Annotated in this window: 13 protein-coding genes; 3 read left to right on the plus strand and 10 right to left on the minus strand. The window is 66.7% G+C overall.

From position 1 onward, the window contains the following. Positions 1-41: 41 nt before the first annotated feature. The 3 genes from IIE29_RS14375 to IIE29_RS14385 form a co-directional block, all read right to left on the minus strand. Positions 42-848, minus strand: coding sequence for a glutamate racemase (locus tag IIE29_RS14375; protein ID WP_209325988.1), 807 nt, complete (start codon positions 846-848; stop codon positions 42-44). Next, positions 845-1,492: an HAD domain-containing protein gene (locus IIE29_RS14380; RefSeq protein ID WP_209325989.1), complete on the minus strand. Its 648-nt coding sequence runs from the start codon at positions 1,490-1,492 to the stop codon at positions 845-847. Before IIE29_RS14380 ends, IIE29_RS14375 begins: the two co-directional genes overlap by 4 nt. Before the next feature lie 229 nt (positions 1,493-1,721). Next, positions 1,722-2,117 (minus strand): acyl-CoA thioesterase, encoded by a 396-nt coding sequence (locus IIE29_RS14385; protein WP_209325990.1) that lies wholly within the window; start codon positions 2,115-2,117, stop codon positions 1,722-1,724. 227 nt (positions 2,118-2,344) lie between these two features. On the opposite strand from IIE29_RS14385, the gene IIE29_RS14390 reads away from it, so the two are divergent. Further along, positions 2,345-2,722 carry a response regulator transcription factor gene (locus IIE29_RS14390; protein ID WP_209325991.1) on the plus strand — a complete coding sequence of 126 codons (378 nt, stop codon included), beginning with the start codon at positions 2,345-2,347 and terminating at the stop codon, positions 2,720-2,722. Positions 2,723-2,749: 27 nt separating this feature from the next. Here the strand turns inward: IIE29_RS14390 and IIE29_RS14395 are convergent, their stop codons facing one another. From IIE29_RS14395 to IIE29_RS14420, 6 genes are all read right to left on the minus strand, one after another. Continuing rightward, positions 2,750-4,627, minus strand: coding sequence for an XrtP-associated glycosyltransferase (locus tag IIE29_RS14395; RefSeq protein ID WP_343071914.1), 1,878 nt, complete (start codon positions 4,625-4,627; stop codon positions 2,750-2,752). Then, entirely contained in the window at positions 4,624-6,309 is a 1,686-nt protein-coding gene (locus IIE29_RS17170) for a sensor histidine kinase (protein ID WP_209325992.1), read from the minus strand. Before IIE29_RS17170 ends, IIE29_RS14395 begins: the two co-directional genes overlap by 4 nt. Before the next feature lie 205 nt (positions 6,310-6,514). Beyond that, on the minus strand, positions 6,515-7,507 hold the full coding sequence (locus tag IIE29_RS14405; protein ID WP_209325993.1) for an electron transfer flavoprotein subunit alpha/FixB family protein: 993 nt from the start codon (positions 7,505-7,507) through the stop codon (positions 6,515-6,517). Then, positions 7,504-8,280, minus strand: a complete 777-nt coding sequence (locus tag IIE29_RS14410; protein WP_209325994.1) for an electron transfer flavoprotein subunit beta/FixA family protein — start codon at positions 8,278-8,280, stop codon at positions 7,504-7,506. The genes IIE29_RS14405 and IIE29_RS14410 overlap by 4 nt, the downstream gene beginning before the upstream one ends. A gap of 2 nt (positions 8,281-8,282) precedes the next feature. After that, a complete protein-coding gene (locus tag IIE29_RS14415; RefSeq protein WP_209325995.1) occupies positions 8,283-10,796 on the minus strand; it encodes a GcvT family protein in 2,514 nt (837 codons plus the stop codon). Between the two features lie 127 nt (positions 10,797-10,923). Next, positions 10,924-11,700, minus strand: coding sequence for an IclR family transcriptional regulator (locus IIE29_RS14420; protein ID WP_209325996.1), 777 nt, complete (start codon positions 11,698-11,700; stop codon positions 10,924-10,926). A gap of 117 nt (positions 11,701-11,817) precedes the next feature. Between IIE29_RS14420 and IIE29_RS14425 the strand changes: the two genes are divergently transcribed. Continuing rightward, entirely contained in the window at positions 11,818-12,567 is a 750-nt protein-coding gene (locus IIE29_RS14425; RefSeq protein WP_209325997.1) for an IclR family transcriptional regulator, read from the plus strand. 159 nt (positions 12,568-12,726) lie between these two features. On the opposite strand, the gene IIE29_RS14430 is transcribed toward IIE29_RS14425, so the two are convergent. Beyond that, positions 12,727-13,587, minus strand: coding sequence for a methylenetetrahydrofolate reductase (locus IIE29_RS14430; protein ID WP_209325998.1), 861 nt, complete (start codon positions 13,585-13,587; stop codon positions 12,727-12,729). A gap of 165 nt (positions 13,588-13,752) precedes the next feature. Between IIE29_RS14430 and IIE29_RS14435 the strand changes: the two genes are divergently transcribed. Next, the gene (locus IIE29_RS14435) at positions 13,753-15,036 is read left to right on the plus strand and encodes a glycine cleavage T C-terminal barrel domain-containing protein (protein ID WP_343071915.1); all 1,284 of its coding nucleotides are present in this window, start codon (positions 13,753-13,755) and stop codon (positions 15,034-15,036) included. Positions 15,037-15,309: the final 273 nt, after the last annotated feature.

Consider the following 15,309-nt stretch of genomic DNA (forward strand, 5'->3'; position numbering starts at 1 on the left):
GTTATAATCCCGGCCCATTCGCAGGAGAAGGTGGAGGCGCCTCAGCCGCGGTCGGCGTCACTCTCGCGTGACTCTCGTGCCAGCAGCCGCTTCCCGGCCGGATAGGCGGTCAGGGACTCGGGTAGACGCACGCGGCGGCCCGATGCGTAGGTCGCCAAGACGCGGCCCGTGCCCGGCTGTTCGTCGCCGATGCCGGCGGGTTCGAGGCCGATGCGGCGCAGGGTCTGCTTTGCCACGGGCATGGGGGAGTCGAAGAGGGTGAGGGCACCTGCGCGGGCGGCCATGATTCGGTCGGCGACGAGTCCGTAATGGGTGCAGCCGAGGACCACGGCTTCCATGCCTGGCCCCATCTGGGCGAAGGCGTCCTCGATGGCACGATCGATCGTCGGGAGGTCTCCGATGTTGATCGCCTCGGCGAGTCCCGGGCAGGCGACCTTGGCCACGTGCAGATCGTCGGCGAACGAGTCGATGAGGTTCTGCTGGTAGGCGCTGCCCGTGGTCGCCGGTGTCGCCCAGATCGCGAAGTCCTGGCCCGTCCCGGCGGCCATCTTCACTGCCGGGACGGTGCCGATGACGGGGATATCGGGCTCATAGCGGGCCCGGACGGCCTCGAGTGCCTGCACCGAGGCGGTGTTGCAGGCGATGACGATGGCATCGGGTTCCCATTCGGCGAGCACCCCGGCCGAGTGCAGAACGCGCTGTTCGAGCGTTTCGCGGCTGAGGCCGCCGTAGGGAGTGAAGTCCGGGTCCATGGACAGGATCAGGTCGGCGTCGGGGGCGAGGTGGAAGAGTGCGTCGGCGGTGCCGAGGAGGCCGAGACCGGAATCGAGCAGGCCGATGCGCGTCATGCATCCTCTTTCGTCTGGGAAGCTCTCGAACCGGTGAGCTTCGAAACGGCGGCCTTCGGACGCGCGGTCTTCGGGTCGCCGGCTTTCGGGTAGGCGAACCCTCTGATCTCCTTGAGGTGCGCCTTCGTCAGACCGTGTGAGAAGTCGGGGGCAATGAGTTTGAGGCGGTTCGCCGAGTAGCGGTTCTGAAAGTATTCGCGCGTGGCCGGCCAGGCCAGGTCGTCGTCGATCCAGATCGCCCGACCGTGCTCGTGCACCGCCAGCCATTCCTCCATCGCTTTGGCTTTCCACCACAGCTGCGGGTCGGCGGCGTAGCGGTTGTGGGTCTCATCGGGCATTTCGATGACTTCGAAGGAGTTGCGCAGTCCGAATTTCGGTTCGAGTTCGGACTTGCATCGCTGCGACCAGGTCGACAGCCATACGACGTCGACCTCGTGGGTTTCGACGATGCGGTCGAAGAACGCGATGACGGCGGGGCGGTAGTGGAGTTCGTAGTTCCACGCGTGCAGCTTCTTCCGGCCTTCGGTCATGATGCGCAGGGTGGGCACCGGATAGGAGTTGAGGACGCCGTCGACGTCGAGGAAGACCGTGACATGGCGAGCCTGCCTGCGTGCCGAGACCGGCGACGGGGGTGCTGCTGCCATCGTTCCTTCCTGTGAGCTCTGGCGCTTCGGCCTGGTGAGGCCGTCGCCGCGCTGGCCTGGGGGCGGAGCGCTTCCGCCCGCACCAGAGTCGATCACAGGCAAGTTTACCGCTGTCCGCTGCTGAAGGCCGAGCCGATGTGCCGACGGACCCGTATCCGGCGACTTCGGGCGAGCCAGTGGACGCCCACTCCGGAAGGTCTCAGATCGCGGTGATGTGGTCTGGGTCGCCTCAGCCCTGCAGGTACGGTTCGAAAGCGGCGCGCAGCTCGGGCGTCAGCGGGGTCGGCTTCGAGGTCTCGCGATCGATGTGGACGAGGACGCAGTCGTGGTCGAAGACCTGTCGTCCGTCCTGGTCGCCGCGGGTGTTGACGGTGAATGAGGAGTTGCCGAGTTTCTTCACCGAAACGCTCATCGTCAGCTGCGGTCCGTACATCACGGGCACGATGTAGTCGATCGACTGGTGGGCCACGAGCAGGCCGCCGCCGGTGATGTGGCCGGCGCGGATCTCATTCATCCAGCGGATGCGGCCCTCCTCGACGAGGGTGATGAGACGTGCATTGTTGACGTGGCCGAGCATGTCCTGGTCCGACCAGCGCACCTCGGGTGAGTATTCGAATGTCTTCACATGTGCCTCCATGCCCCGCTGCGGCAAGCGCATGCCCTCAGCGGCTTCGAAACTTAACGATCGTTCCACAGTTAATCAGGTGCGGCTTCCCAAAGGGAAATCCGCGCGACCGCCTCGCCGTCCCCCTAGGCGGTGCGCGAGGAACTGCTCACGATGGCGAATCTCGGCGCGGCCCGTACGGAGACTAAGCTGAAGGCCAGACCGCACTACATTCGCAGAGGTGGAGAATGGCCCCGAAGAACGCACTGGTGATCGAGGACGATGACGATATCCGGCGGCTCCTGGAAGTCGTGCTGGAGCAGAGCGGCTTCGAGGTCGAATCGGTGGCCACCGGTGAGTTGGGCATCGAGCAGCTCCCCGCCGCCGAGCGCTCGCTCATCACCGTCGATCTCGGTCTCCCCGATGTCAATGGCATCGATGTGGTCGCCCGGATCCGCCAGCAGACCACGGCGACGATCGCGGTGATCAGTGCTCGATCGAGTCAGAAGGACCGAGAGGCCAGCCTCGGCGCGGGGGCCGACGCCTTCCTCACGAAGCCGTTCCGCCCCCGCGAGCTCAAGCAGTGGGTCAATGACATCAGCGGTGATTCGGAGGCCGTCGGCTGACGACCAGGCTCGAACGAGCCGACGACATCAGTGGCGACCGCGGGTGGGCAGGTCGAGGAATGTGGCGCGCACCTCGGCGACAGTGTCGTCTCCCACGCGTGAGAGACGATGCAGAGCCGAACGGGCCGCCTCGAGGTCCTCGGTCTCGACCATCGTGGTGAAGTCCTCCGCAGCGACCTGCAGCCGCTTCGCCCCGATCATGGTCGCCGACACTCGAATGCTTGCGATGGCATCGCCGATCTCTATCGGGCCCTCCGCCGCAACAGCCTGCTGGAGATTCGCGAGGCGGCGCGGCCAGATGAGCGCGAAGCGCGAGACGATCTCGGCAGCGTATTCGTCTCTTCCCTCGAGCTCCTCGGCCAGTTCGGCCAGGCTGTTCTGATCGAGCAGAGGCACGGGCTGCAGAGAGGCCGGAGTGAAGGTCGACGCAGAGAGCACTCCATCCGCGTTCCGTTTGGTCTTCGCCCAGGAGTTGCGGCCCGTGAGCATCCTGGCAACCGCTCGTGGGTAGTAGAAGTACGTGAAGTAGACGTAGACGAGATAGCCGAGGCCGAACAGCACGGCGCTGACGATGCTGATCGGCTCGGGCCCCCAGCGTCGGTACAGCGGCCCCCAGAGTGCATAGGGCAGCACGACGAAGACGAGACCTGCCAGGAACATCACCCAGGTCGCGGCATCGTCGAGGAATCCGAAGCGGTTCTCGCTGACTGCGACGGCGGTGACGGTCGGAATGAGAACGAGGTTGAGCATCATCAGCAGGGGCTGGCTCATGAAGTAGTGGATCTCGAGGAACCCGGGGAAGGTGAGGGTGCGGCTGCGGCGCAGCGCGGGGAGGTTCGAAGCGCACTCCATGATTCCCTGAGCCCACCTCGTCCTCTGGGTGAGCAGCCGCCGGAAGAACGGGAGGGCCTCCTGCGAGACGTGTGCCTGCGGGAAGTAGCCGTTGCGGAAACCCGAGCTGAGGATGTTCAGGCCGAGTTCATAATCCTCGCTGAGCTTATTGCCCCAGGGGCTGCCATGTGCGGCGGTCAGTCGGTCGAGCACCGACAGACGAGTGAACTGACCATTGCCGCCCATGCCCACGGTGCCGGTGGCGACACGCAGCTGCTGCATCGCCGAATTCGAGGTGCGGAACTCGATGTCCTGCATGCGCACGAGGTATCGGCCGAGCGTGTTGATGAAACCACCGCGGCCGGGGCGCGGCTTTCGGTCATTGCGGTTCTTCATCCAGACCTCGAGCTGTGCGGCCCCGAGGGCTTCGTCGCCGAAGCCCGCCGGTCCCGAGAGCACCTCGAGCGCGTTCTCGGAGAGGAAGCCATCGGCATCGAGGACCCCGACGATCGCGCGCTCGCGGTCGGCGGGATCCTGGCCGATCCATTCCGAGACCGTCCGGTAGGCGGCGTTGAGCGCTTTGCCCTTGCCCGTGCGCGCCTCGGGAGGGACGCGGGAGATGAGGTGGATTCGTTCGTCGACGTCCATGAGGTCACGCACGATGAGCGCAGTCGTGTCCTCGCTCGCGTCGTCGATGACCCACACGTGTGCCTGAGGGAAGGACGTCCTGGCCGCGGAGACCGTGCCGGCGACCACGCTCTCCTCGTCCCTGCAGGGGATGAGGAAGTGCCAGGTGAAGGCCGAGGGATCGCCGTGGTGGACGTTCCGGCGCCTGGTGTAGGCCAGAACGAGCATGCTGACGTAGGCCAGTGACAGCGAAGCAGTGATCGTGATGGTGATGAGGGCGATGTCGTACCACCAGTGTCGTCCCAAGGAGCCGAACGCACCGGAGAAGCAGAAGATGTATCCCGCGAGTGCCCCATAGACGAGTGAGGCGATGAACGCCAGCGGTGTGATGACGATCGTTCGGGGGAGGTCCTGCAACGTCGCCTCCTCGACTTCGCTGCTCGTCACAGTGTCGCCCCTTCCCCGGTCGTCGGGATGCGCACGCTGAACCGCGTGCCGCGGCCCAGGGCGGAGTCGACCGTGATCGTTCCGCCGTGAGCGTCGACGATGCTCTTGGTCACGGCGAGGCCGAGACCGACCCCGCGCTTCGTCGACGTCTGTGCTGCCGTGCCGCGGAAGAAGGGCGAGAACAGGCGGTCGAGGTCGGCGGAGTCGATGCCGCGTCCATCGTCGACGACGTCGAATCCGATGCCGGCGGCCTCCACGGCTGATCTCACGGTGACCGTCCGTCCCGTTCCCGAATACTTGATGCCGTTGAAGACGAGGTTCGTGAGCACCTGGGTCAGCCGCTTCTCGTCGGCGTTGATGTGCAGATGGTCGATCTCGCCGAGTGAGAGTCGGACGCCGTGCTCGGTGGCCGCAGGACACAGTGCGCCGATGACCTCTTCGATGAGAGCACCCAGATCGAGGTCCGTCCGCTGGAGCCGCAGACGGTGCGAGCCGGCCTGCTGTTCGAGCAGGATGTCCTCGACGAGGGCGAAGAGCTGTTCGGAGTTGCGCTGGATGACGCCGAGGTGGCCGACCGCGGCCGAATGCTCAGTCGCGGGATCGTCGACGAGTTCGTCGAGGGCGAGCTCCGTGTAGCCGATGATCGATGTCAGTGGGGTGCGCAGCTCATGGGAGACCGAGGCTGTGAACTCCTCACGGGAGCGCATCAGGTGCTGGGTGGTGGTGACGTCGTAGCTGAGGACGATGGTTCGCGGTGCCAGAGAGGAATGCCGTGATAGGCCTTTTGCACTCACCGACAGCGCCCTCTGCCCGTCCCCGCACTCGCCGACCCAGATGAGTTCGTCTTTGAAGCTCTCGCCACGGTGCGCGCGGTTGAGCGGGTTCCGCGCCTGTGTCAGTGGCGTAGCGCCATCGGATTCGAAGATCCGCGGCGCACCCTCGTGCTGGTCCGCCTCGAGGGACAGGAGTTCGGCGCAGTGCTGTGTGAAGGCCGGATTCTCGAAGATCGGTTCGCCCGTTTCATCGAGTGCGAGCACTCCTACGTCGAGACTCTCTCCGGTCGCACGCAGCACAGCAGCGGTGCGTTTGGCTTCGCCGGTGAGACGCTCCTGGACGGACAGTGCCGTGAGCAGGCGGCGATTGCCCGCGCGAAGACGGAGGTCGAAACCGATGATGATGCCGGCGACGAAGACCACTGCTACGGGCAGGACAGCAGTGAGGAGGATCTGAGCGGCGTCGACGGAACCAGTTGAGCTGCCGAAGAGGCTGACCGAGGACACCGACACGAGCACCGCCGCCGTGGCGACGATGGCGCCGCGGGTGCGCAGAGCGAAGACCAGCCAGACGGTGGGGATGAACGCGAGAGTCGAGAGTGCACCGCCATCGGGGTAGGTTCCGAACCGGCACAGGCCCAGGGCGATGAAGTCGAGGAGAGGGAGGATGAAGTCGGGCAGCTTCGAACGGCCGAAGCGTTCGGGCGCGAAGGCACTGGCCGTGGCAAGGACGAGCACGCCGATGCCGGCGAACATCCACAGGTCGCGGTGGTTCTCGGCTCTGAGCGCGTCGAGCAGCACCGTGGTGAAGCCGAGTAGCAACGCGAACGCGAGCTGGTTGATGAGCCTGAAAGCGCGGACATCCCCGGCGAGGAAAGCCAGCCGGACGAACCGTCCGAAACGCGTCACTGTAGGGCACTCACGATGCTGCGAGGGCGGTCGTGCGGATCGGCTGGGACCGCAACATGGTGAGAAGGAGAGGAGAACACGGGTGCCGCCTTGACAGCTTGAGGATGCGAGCGGGAACCGACGTGGACTCCCGCTCGCAGTATATCCGGCTCTTGGGGCGACTCAGCCCCGGCAAAGGGCAGTTCATCCCTGGCAAAGGGGACGGTCACCCCCGGCGACGGACGATCTCCTCGTTGACGGCGGCGACCACCTCGTGGAGATCGCCGATGATCGCATAGTCCGCACGCTGGACCATCGTCGCCTCCTCGTCGGTGTTGATGGCCACGAGCGTCTTCGCTCCCTCGACGCCGGCCATGTGCTGGATCGCGCCCGAGATCCCGCAGGCGATGTAGACGTCAGGCGAGATCCGGCTGCCTGTCTGGCCGACCTGCTCGACATGCGGCCGCCACCCGAGGCCCGTGACCACACGAGAGACGCCCAGGGCCCCGCCGAGGTGGTCGACGAGTTCGAGGACCTCGCCGAAGCCGTTCTCCGAGCCCACTCCGCGACCGGCTCCGACCACGGCTCGTGCGGAGGTCAGTCCCGAAGCGTCGTCGGCGTCCTCGGTCTCGGTGCGTACGACACGGGTGCGCAGGTCCTCCTCGGCGATCTCGAGTTCGTACTCGAGGACCTCCGGGTCCGCCGGGGTCGTCTCCTCAGGGGTGCAGGCGTGGCCGGCGACGGTGAGCACCTGCAGGTTGCCGTCCAGGCGGAGCCTCTCGAACGCGGTCCCGCCGAAGACCTGCCGCAGCAGCCCGTCGTCATCGGCGGAGACGACATTGGCCGCCATGCGTTCGCCTGTCCGGACCGCGGCATGGGCCATGAGCTCCATACCCCGCGGTGTTCCCGAGGCCAGCAGCGTGCCGGACGCGGGCGCGATGTCGACGATCGCCTGCGCCCAGGCGGCCGCCGAATACTCCTCGAGCTCCGGATGCTCGAGATGGTGGATGGTCTCCACTCCCAGCCGCCCGAGTTCGGCGACGGCGTCCTCGCTGAGGTCGCCGACCACCACCGCTTCCGTGTTGCCCGCGTTCGAAGCGCCGCCGTCAGGCAGAAGGGAGAGCAGCGTCCTGGCGTGGATGCGGGCGAAGGTGACGGCCTCGGCCGAGGTGAGCGTCACCTGGCCGTCGGCATCGGTTTCGACGAATACGAGTGTCATGGCCGGATCACTCCGATCTCTTCGAGGACATCGACCAGGGCCGGCGCCGCCTCGGGGCCTTCGCCGAGGACGGTCACCGAACTCTGCTTGACCTCCGGCAGTTCGAGCCGGATGCGCGGATTGCCGGCACCGGGCTCCGGCGCGTCGTATTCGGCGATAGGGGCCCTCTTCGCCTTCATGCGTCCGGTGATCGACGGGTAGCGCGGGTCGACTCCGCCCTCGTGGACGGCGATGACGGCCGGCAGATCGACGGTGAAGATCTCGGTGCCCGCCGGCCCGATCCCGCGCGCCTCGATGCCGCCGGAGTCGGTCGGGCTGAGCGTCTGGATGTTCGACAGCACCGGGTATCCGAGGTCGTAGGCCAAGCGGATGCCGACCTGGAAGTCGCCGGTGTCGGCGGCGTCGTCGCCCAGCAGCACGAGATCGAACGTCTGTCCCGACTCGGCCCGGTCGCGGACGACGTCGCCGATGACCTGGGCGATGTCCTCCGGTCCGAACGCGGCCGGGTCGGCGGTCTCGATGAGGATGCCGTCGTTCGCGCCTACGGCCACGGCCGCGCGCAGCTGTTCGACCGCCTCGGCGGGGCCAACGGTGAGCACGGTGACCGTGCCCCCGGTCGCGGCGGCGGTGCCGATCGCGAGCTCGACCGCGCACTCCTCGTGCGAGGACATCGTGTGGCCGAGGCCGGACTCGTCGATGCCCGCACCTGTGTCGTCGAGGGTGACGCTGCCGGCGATGTCGGGGACGCGCTTGATGCACACGAGAATATTCATCGTCAGCTCCTGATGCGTTCGTTCTCGGGATCGAACAGCGACGTGGAGTCGACCGACGCCACGGTCACCGGATAGAACTCCTCCATGTAGACGACCTGGAGACGGTTGCCCAGCACCGCCTCGGCGGGCGGGAGGAAGGCCATGAGGACGTGCTTGCCGAGGCTCGGAGCCGAGCCCGCCGAGGTGACGTAGGCGCCCCGTCCGTGCCCGTCGACCAGCGGCTCACCGTTCGCGGAGACAATGGGTTCCCCGCCGAGCATGAAGCGCTTCTCGCCGCTGGAGCTCGTGTGGTCGTCCACGGTGAGCGAGCACAGCACCGTCTTCGGCTCGGCCTCGCGGTGCCGCAGATGAGCGTCCCTGCCGATGAAGTCCTGAGGTTTGACCTTCGGCCTGCTCATTCCGACCTCGACGACGCTGCGCTCGGAATCGAGTTCGGCCCCGAACGCGCGGTAGCCCTTCTCGATCCGGCCGGTGGTGCCGTAGACGCCGAGGCCGACTGGGACGAGGCCGTGTTCGCGGCCTGCGTCGAAGAGGAGGTCCCAGAGCTTCAGCCCCGATTCCATCGGCACGTAGAGCTCCCAGCCGAGGTCGCCGACATAGGAGATGCGGGAGGCGAGCACCTCGAGCGAGTCGATCTCGATGGTCCGGCAGGTGCCGAACCGGAACCCCTCATGGGAGACGTCGGCATCGGTGACGGCGCCGAGGATGTCGCGGGCCCGCGGTCCCCAGAGGCCGATCGTCGTCCACGAGCTCGTGAGATCGGCGATCTGGGCACCGGTCTCGGGCAGCCGGTCGGCGAACCACTTGAGATCGACCATGCCGTGGGCTGCGCCGGTGACGACGCGGAACCGGTCGTGGGCCAGCCGCATGATCGTCAGATCCGAGCGGAAGCCGCCGCCCTCATCGAGGATCGGAGTGTAGACGACGCGGCCGATGGTGACATCCATCTGCGCCAGCGCGATCCGTTGGACCGCGTCGAGGGCGGCAGGGCCGAAGACATCGAAGATGACGAAGCTCGAGAGGTCGACGAGCCCGGCACGCTTGCGCAGGGCCAGGTGTTCGGCATTGATGATCGGCGACCACCAGCGGGAGTCCCACTCGGCGCTGCGGTCCATCACGGCCTCACCGAACTCCTCGAGCAGGCCCGCATTCGATTCGTACCACTGCGGCCGCTCCCAGCCTCCGGCTTCGAAGAACACTGCGGACAGCTCCTTCTCCCGCTCATGCATGGGGGAGAGGCGGATATTGCGATCGGAGTTCCACTGCTCTGCGGGGTGGACGATGCCGTAGGTCTTGTTGAAGCCTTCCGAGGTGCGCGCCTGCACATGGGTGCGGGTGCGCTGGTGGGAGTGGAAGCGGGCGATGTCGGCGGCCTGAACGTCGATCTCCGGCAGACCGTGCGTCATCCATTCGGCCACCGCCCGGCCGACTCCCGGCCCCTCCTTGATCCATACGGCCGCCGCCGACCACAGGCCCTTGACCTCCGGCGATTCGCCGAGGACGGCGGGCCCGTCCGGGGTCAGCGAGAGGAGACCGTTGATCGCGTAGCGGATCTCGACCTCGGGGTTCGACAGCACCTCGGGCATGAGTTCGACGGCCTGTTCGAGCTGCGGATCGAAGTCCTCATCGGTGAAGGGCATCTCCGTGGGGGAGAGCTTCGCGGATTCGTTCGAGGGGATGTCGTCGGGCTCGTGGAGGATCGGCCGGTGGGCGTAGGAGCCGATCTCCATGTCCGAACCGTGTTGGCGCTCATAGCAGAATGTGTCCATATCGCGCACGATCGGGAACGAGATCTCGCCGGGGCGCTCGGCCAGCTGGGGGACGGGTCCGACGCTGATCATCTGGTGCACCGCCGGCGACAGCGGGATCGAGGCGCCGGCCATGGCTGCGATGCGCGGCGACCACACTCCGCAGGCGACGAGGATGCGCTCCGTGGCGATCTCGCCCTTCGTCGTGTGCACGCGCGCGATCCGGCCGTCTTCGACGTCGATGCCGGTCACCTCGGTGTTGGGTGACACCGTCAGCGCACCCTTGGATTCGGCGGATTCGCGCATCATCGTGCCCGCGCGCACCGAGTCGACGACTCCGACGGTGGGCGTCCAGAAGGCGCCGACGATGACCTCGGGATCGAGGAAGGGCACCTTCTCGGCGACCTCTGCGGGGGTGACGAGCTCCGATTCGATGCCCCAGGCCCGAGCCGAGGCCATGCGCCGCCTGAGCTCCTGCATCCGCTCCTCGGTGCGGGCGACCTCGAATCCGCCGGACTCGGTGAAGACGCCGAGCTCCTTGTATTGGCGCATGCTGTCGAGCGTGAGGTCGGTGATCTCGCGCGAGTGGTCGACGGGGAAGATGAAATTCGAGGCGTGCCCGGTCGAGCCGCCTGGATTCGGCAGAGGGCCCTTGTCGACCTGGACGATGTCCGTCCAGCCGAGCTCGGCGAGATGGTGGACGAGGCTGTTGCCGACGATGCCGGCTCCGACAACGACGACGCTTGCCTGGGCGGGAATGGAAGCCATGGGCGGCTCCTCTCTGAAGGCTTCTTCGCCTTCACCGACACTGTTGCGAAATATGCAACGAGGTGCGCGATGTGGAACTTTGTATGATGATCGTCCCCCTGCGGAGACGGGCGTGTCAAGGGGTCGGTCAGTGTTCGCGCCAGCCGAGGCGGGCGGAGATGTCGGCGGCGGCCGAGGTGAGGAGGTCCCGCGCGGAGCGGGCCCTCTCCTCGGTGAAGCGGAAACTCGGGCCGGAGGCGGAGATCGAGGCGATGACGTCGCCGTGGGCATTGCGCACGGGGGCCGACACGGCGGTGAGGCCGACCTCGAGCTCATCGACGACGAGCGAGAACCCGTCCGCGGCCACCTCGGCGATCTGGGTGAGCAGCTGCGGGATCGAGGTCACGGTGTGCGGGGTGAAGCTCGGCAGCTTCGCGGCCAGGGTCGAGCGGATGCTCGCCTCGCTCATTCCCGAGAGCAGGACCTTGCCGTTCGAAGTCGCGTGCAGGGGGATGCGCTGGCCGACCCAGTTGTGGCTCTGCACCGAGGCAGTGGATGCGGCCTGGTCGAGATACAGGGCGGCGCCGTCGGAGAGCACGGCGACATTGATGGTCTCCCCGGTCGCCTCGGCGAGCATCTTCGCGATCGGCCGCGCCTCCTGGACGATGTCCAGCCGCGCGGTCGTCGCTCCGGCCAGACGGAGGATCGACAGACCCAGGCGGTACTTTCCGCGATGCTGGTCCTGCTCGACGAGCCCGCGGGCCTCGAGGGTGGCGACGATGCGCGAGGCGGTCGACTTGTGCACCCCGAGCTCGCCGGCGATCTCGGTGATGCCCGCCAGTCCGGTGCGGGCGATGATCTCGAGGATCGTCACGGCCCGATCGACGGACTGGACGGTGCCGGAGCCGGGCCCATTGTTGCTCATTTCGAAACTGTAACGCACGAAGCGCAACCCGACCAGAGCCCGACCGTGTGAGGTAGGGTGAGTCCGGCTGGTGGACCGCGTCCGCCGGCCTCACTGTCCCCGACGGAGCTGAGCACGATGAGCAATGGGACCCAGTCGATCGACCGGGCGGCCGAGATACTGTCGCTGGTCGTCCGATCCGACGACCCGATCTCCTACACCGAGGTCGTCGACGCGACAGAATTGGCCCGTTCGACGGTTTCGCGTCTGCTTTCGGCGCTCGAGCGCAACGGGCTGGTCGAGCGTGACGGGGACGGGCTCTATCGCGGCGGCCCGCTCTTCGCCACCTACGCCTCGCGCTTCGACCGGGTCGAGAACCTCGTCGCTGCGGCCGATCCGACCCTGCAGCGCCTGAGCGAGGAGACCGGGGAGACGGTCAACCTGGCCGTGCCGGGGCCCAAGGGGGTCGTGCAGGTCGCCCAGGTCGATTCGACCTTCGTCCTCGGTGCCACGAACTGGGTCGATGTCGACGTTCCGCCGCACTGCTCGGCGCTGGGCAAGATCATGTACGCCTTCGACGTCATCCCGCTGCCGACGGGACGTCTTGAGCGGCGCACGGAGCGCACACTGGGTTCGCGCAAGGAGCTGACCGACAACCTCGCCGAGGTGCGCGAACGCGGCTTCGCCATCGTGCACGAGGAGTTCGAGGTCGGCCTCGACGCGCTGGCCGCGCCGGTGTTCGGCGTCGACGGTGACGTGGTCGCGGCCGTCGGCATCTCGGGGCCGACGATGCGCATCGCCGATCATCATCAGAAGCTCGGTGCGCTGCTGGCCGACGAGGCGGGGCTGCTCTCGCGCACACTCAAGCGCAAGGTCGCCCACCGGTAGGGCGAGCGGTCTGCCCGTCGGGCGCCTCCGAAGCGAGAGGTGGTCGCAATCGGATAGTTTCGGCCGCAGAAAGTGTCCGATCGCGCCCACTTCTCGGGCAGATCCTCCCGCAGCGACTGAGCGGTGACCGAGTGATCGAGTGACCGAGCGGCGGCTCGCTTACTGCAGGCTGGTGAACTCCTCGGCCCCGCCGAGCGCTGCGAGCTGCTTGCGCCGCCAGACCTCGGTGTCCTTGATCTGATTGAACGTGTAGATGTGCAGGCCGGCCACGCCCATGGAGGCGTCGTCGAGGACCGGAGCGAGCTTGTCGAGGAACTTCCGCGGATTGTAGCCGCCAGGTTTGGCCATCCGAGTGAACGTCGCAGTGTTCTTGCGCAGGAACCGCGTGGACTCGCCGACGCCGATCTTCGTCGCCACCCGTGCGAGCTTGCCCAGCTCGACCTTGCCGGCGATGCCGAGGATGACCGGAAGCTCGATTCCGCGCGAGCGCACTCTCGGCAGCCACGCGGCGATCGTCGCCGGGTCGAAGCACAGGTTGGACACGATGTGCGTAGCGTAGTCGCGCTTGTCCCACATGGCCTGGACGGTCACGTCATCGGAGATGAGCGGATGGGACTCGGGGTAGGCGCTCACGCCGATGTGCTGGAACGGCGCCGCCATGCTCGAGAGGTCGAAGAGCAGGTCGAGGGCTCCTGCGTAGCCGCCGGCAGGGGGAGTGGCGTCACCGGCGGGGACGAAGATCCGGTCGACCCCCGCCTCGGCGAGTCGGCCGACGATCTCTTCGAGCTCGGTCCTGCCCTGGACCATGCGCGCGGCGACGTGCGGCACGGCATGGAAGCCGAACGCCTGCAGCTGCTCGGCGGTCGCGATGGTCGCTTCGAGGCTCAGCCCCGTCGAGGCGGTGACCGTGATCTCGCGGCCGGGGGCGATGTGCTCCTCGATGCGGTCGACGACTCCTGCCGTCGGCAGGATCTCGTAGCGGGCGGTGCTGAGAAGCGTGCGCAGCGTTGCCTTTGACATCCTCGTCTCCTTCTCGAAAGCCCGATCCGTGAAACTCGGGGATCGAGTCCCTTGCGTCCCGGTGTATTCGATCTTACACTCATTATACCCATAATATGGGAATTGAGTTCCATAATATAAAACTGTGCGAGCAGGGGGAACACCATGGACAACAACGTCCCGTCAGTGGATCAAAGCGACAGAGAAGTCCCGATCAACCTACGTCAGTCCGGCCCGACTCCGGTCGAGATGCTCATCGACACCCGCGTCCGCAAGTCCCCATACTGGGAGCTGTCCATGCAGCAGGGCTGCTGGCGGGCGTCGATCTACAACCGCATGTACCATCCGCGCGGCTACATCCCCCGCGAAGACGGCGGGATGATGGCCGAGTACCAGTCCCTCGTCAATGACGTGACCCTGTGGAACGTGGCGGTCGAACGCCAGATCCAGGTCAAAGGCCCCGACGCCGAGGCGTTCGTCAACTTCGTCATCACCCGTGATGCGACGAAGATCCCGGTCATGCGGGCCCGCTACGTCATCCTGTGCAATGAGGCCGGCGGCATCCTCAACGATCCGATCCTGCTGCGCGTCGGCATCGACGAATTCTGGTTCAGCCTCTCCGACACCGACCTCATGCTCTGGTTGCAGGGGGTCAACGTCGGCGGACGGTTCGACGTCACGATCCAGGAGATCGACGTCGCACCGGTGCAGGTCCAGGGTCCGAAGTCCGTGGACGTCATCGCCGATCTCGTCGGTGAGGAAGGGCGCACGCTGCCGAGCTTCGGCCTCATGGAGGCTCAGGTCGGCGGTCACGACGTCATCATCTCTCAGACCGGGTTCACGGGCGAGAAGGGCTACGAGATCTACCTCAAGGAGGCGACGAAGTACGCTGAGGACATGTGGAACGCCGTCCTCGAGGCCGGGGTGCCCTACAACCTCAGGGTCGTCGCACCCAGCCACCATCGCAGGATCGCCGCCGGCATCCTCTCCTGGGGACAGGACATGGACTTCGAGACCCTGCCGTTCCAGGTCAACCTGTCTTACCAGGTGCCCCGGAAGAAGGAGGCCGACTACATCGGCAAGGCTCGGCTCGAGGAGGTGCGGGAGCAGATCGAGGCCGGCACACCGCCGTATCGCAACCAGCTGGTCGGACTGCTGGTCGGAGGCAAACCGATCACCGACTACGCGCCTGACTTCTGGCTCGTCTCCGCCACCTCCGGTGGGGAGGCAGTCGGGTACGTGACCTCGCCGTGGTACTCACCGGAGCTCGAGGCGAACATCGCCATGGCCTATGTGCCCGTCGAGGCGACGGCCCTCGGCACCGAGTACTGGGTGCACCTGCCCGAGCCCTTCGCCGACAAGCCGGGCGAACCGGTTCGCGCCGAGGTGGTCGAGATGCCGTTCCGCCCCAGCGTCAACCCCAACCAGCGAGAGCGTCTGAAGATGCGCGGCCTCGACGCCGCTGTCTGACCACGCCGCTCGCGCCGAGCGCCGTCTCGTCTCGAGAGCACTCTCGCACGCCGAGAGTCCTCTCGATTCGAGCTGACGCCGAGCGCGGCCCACAATCCGAGCGCGGTCGCTGCTGCCCAGAGCCGGCGGCCGCGTTCGCACATCCGCAGTCTGCTTCCTCCCCCGAGCGGAGTTCGCAGCACTCACCGCTCGCAGCACCTCCTGCCGTTGGCGGCACCACGTACCCTTCGCAGCATCACGTACGGTCCGCAACACCTCCTACCCTTCGCGGCA

Origin of the sequence: Brevibacterium renqingii (genome assembly GCF_017808095.1) — a bacterium.
GTDB lineage: Bacteria > Actinomycetota > Actinomycetes > Actinomycetales > Brevibacteriaceae > Brevibacterium > Brevibacterium renqingii.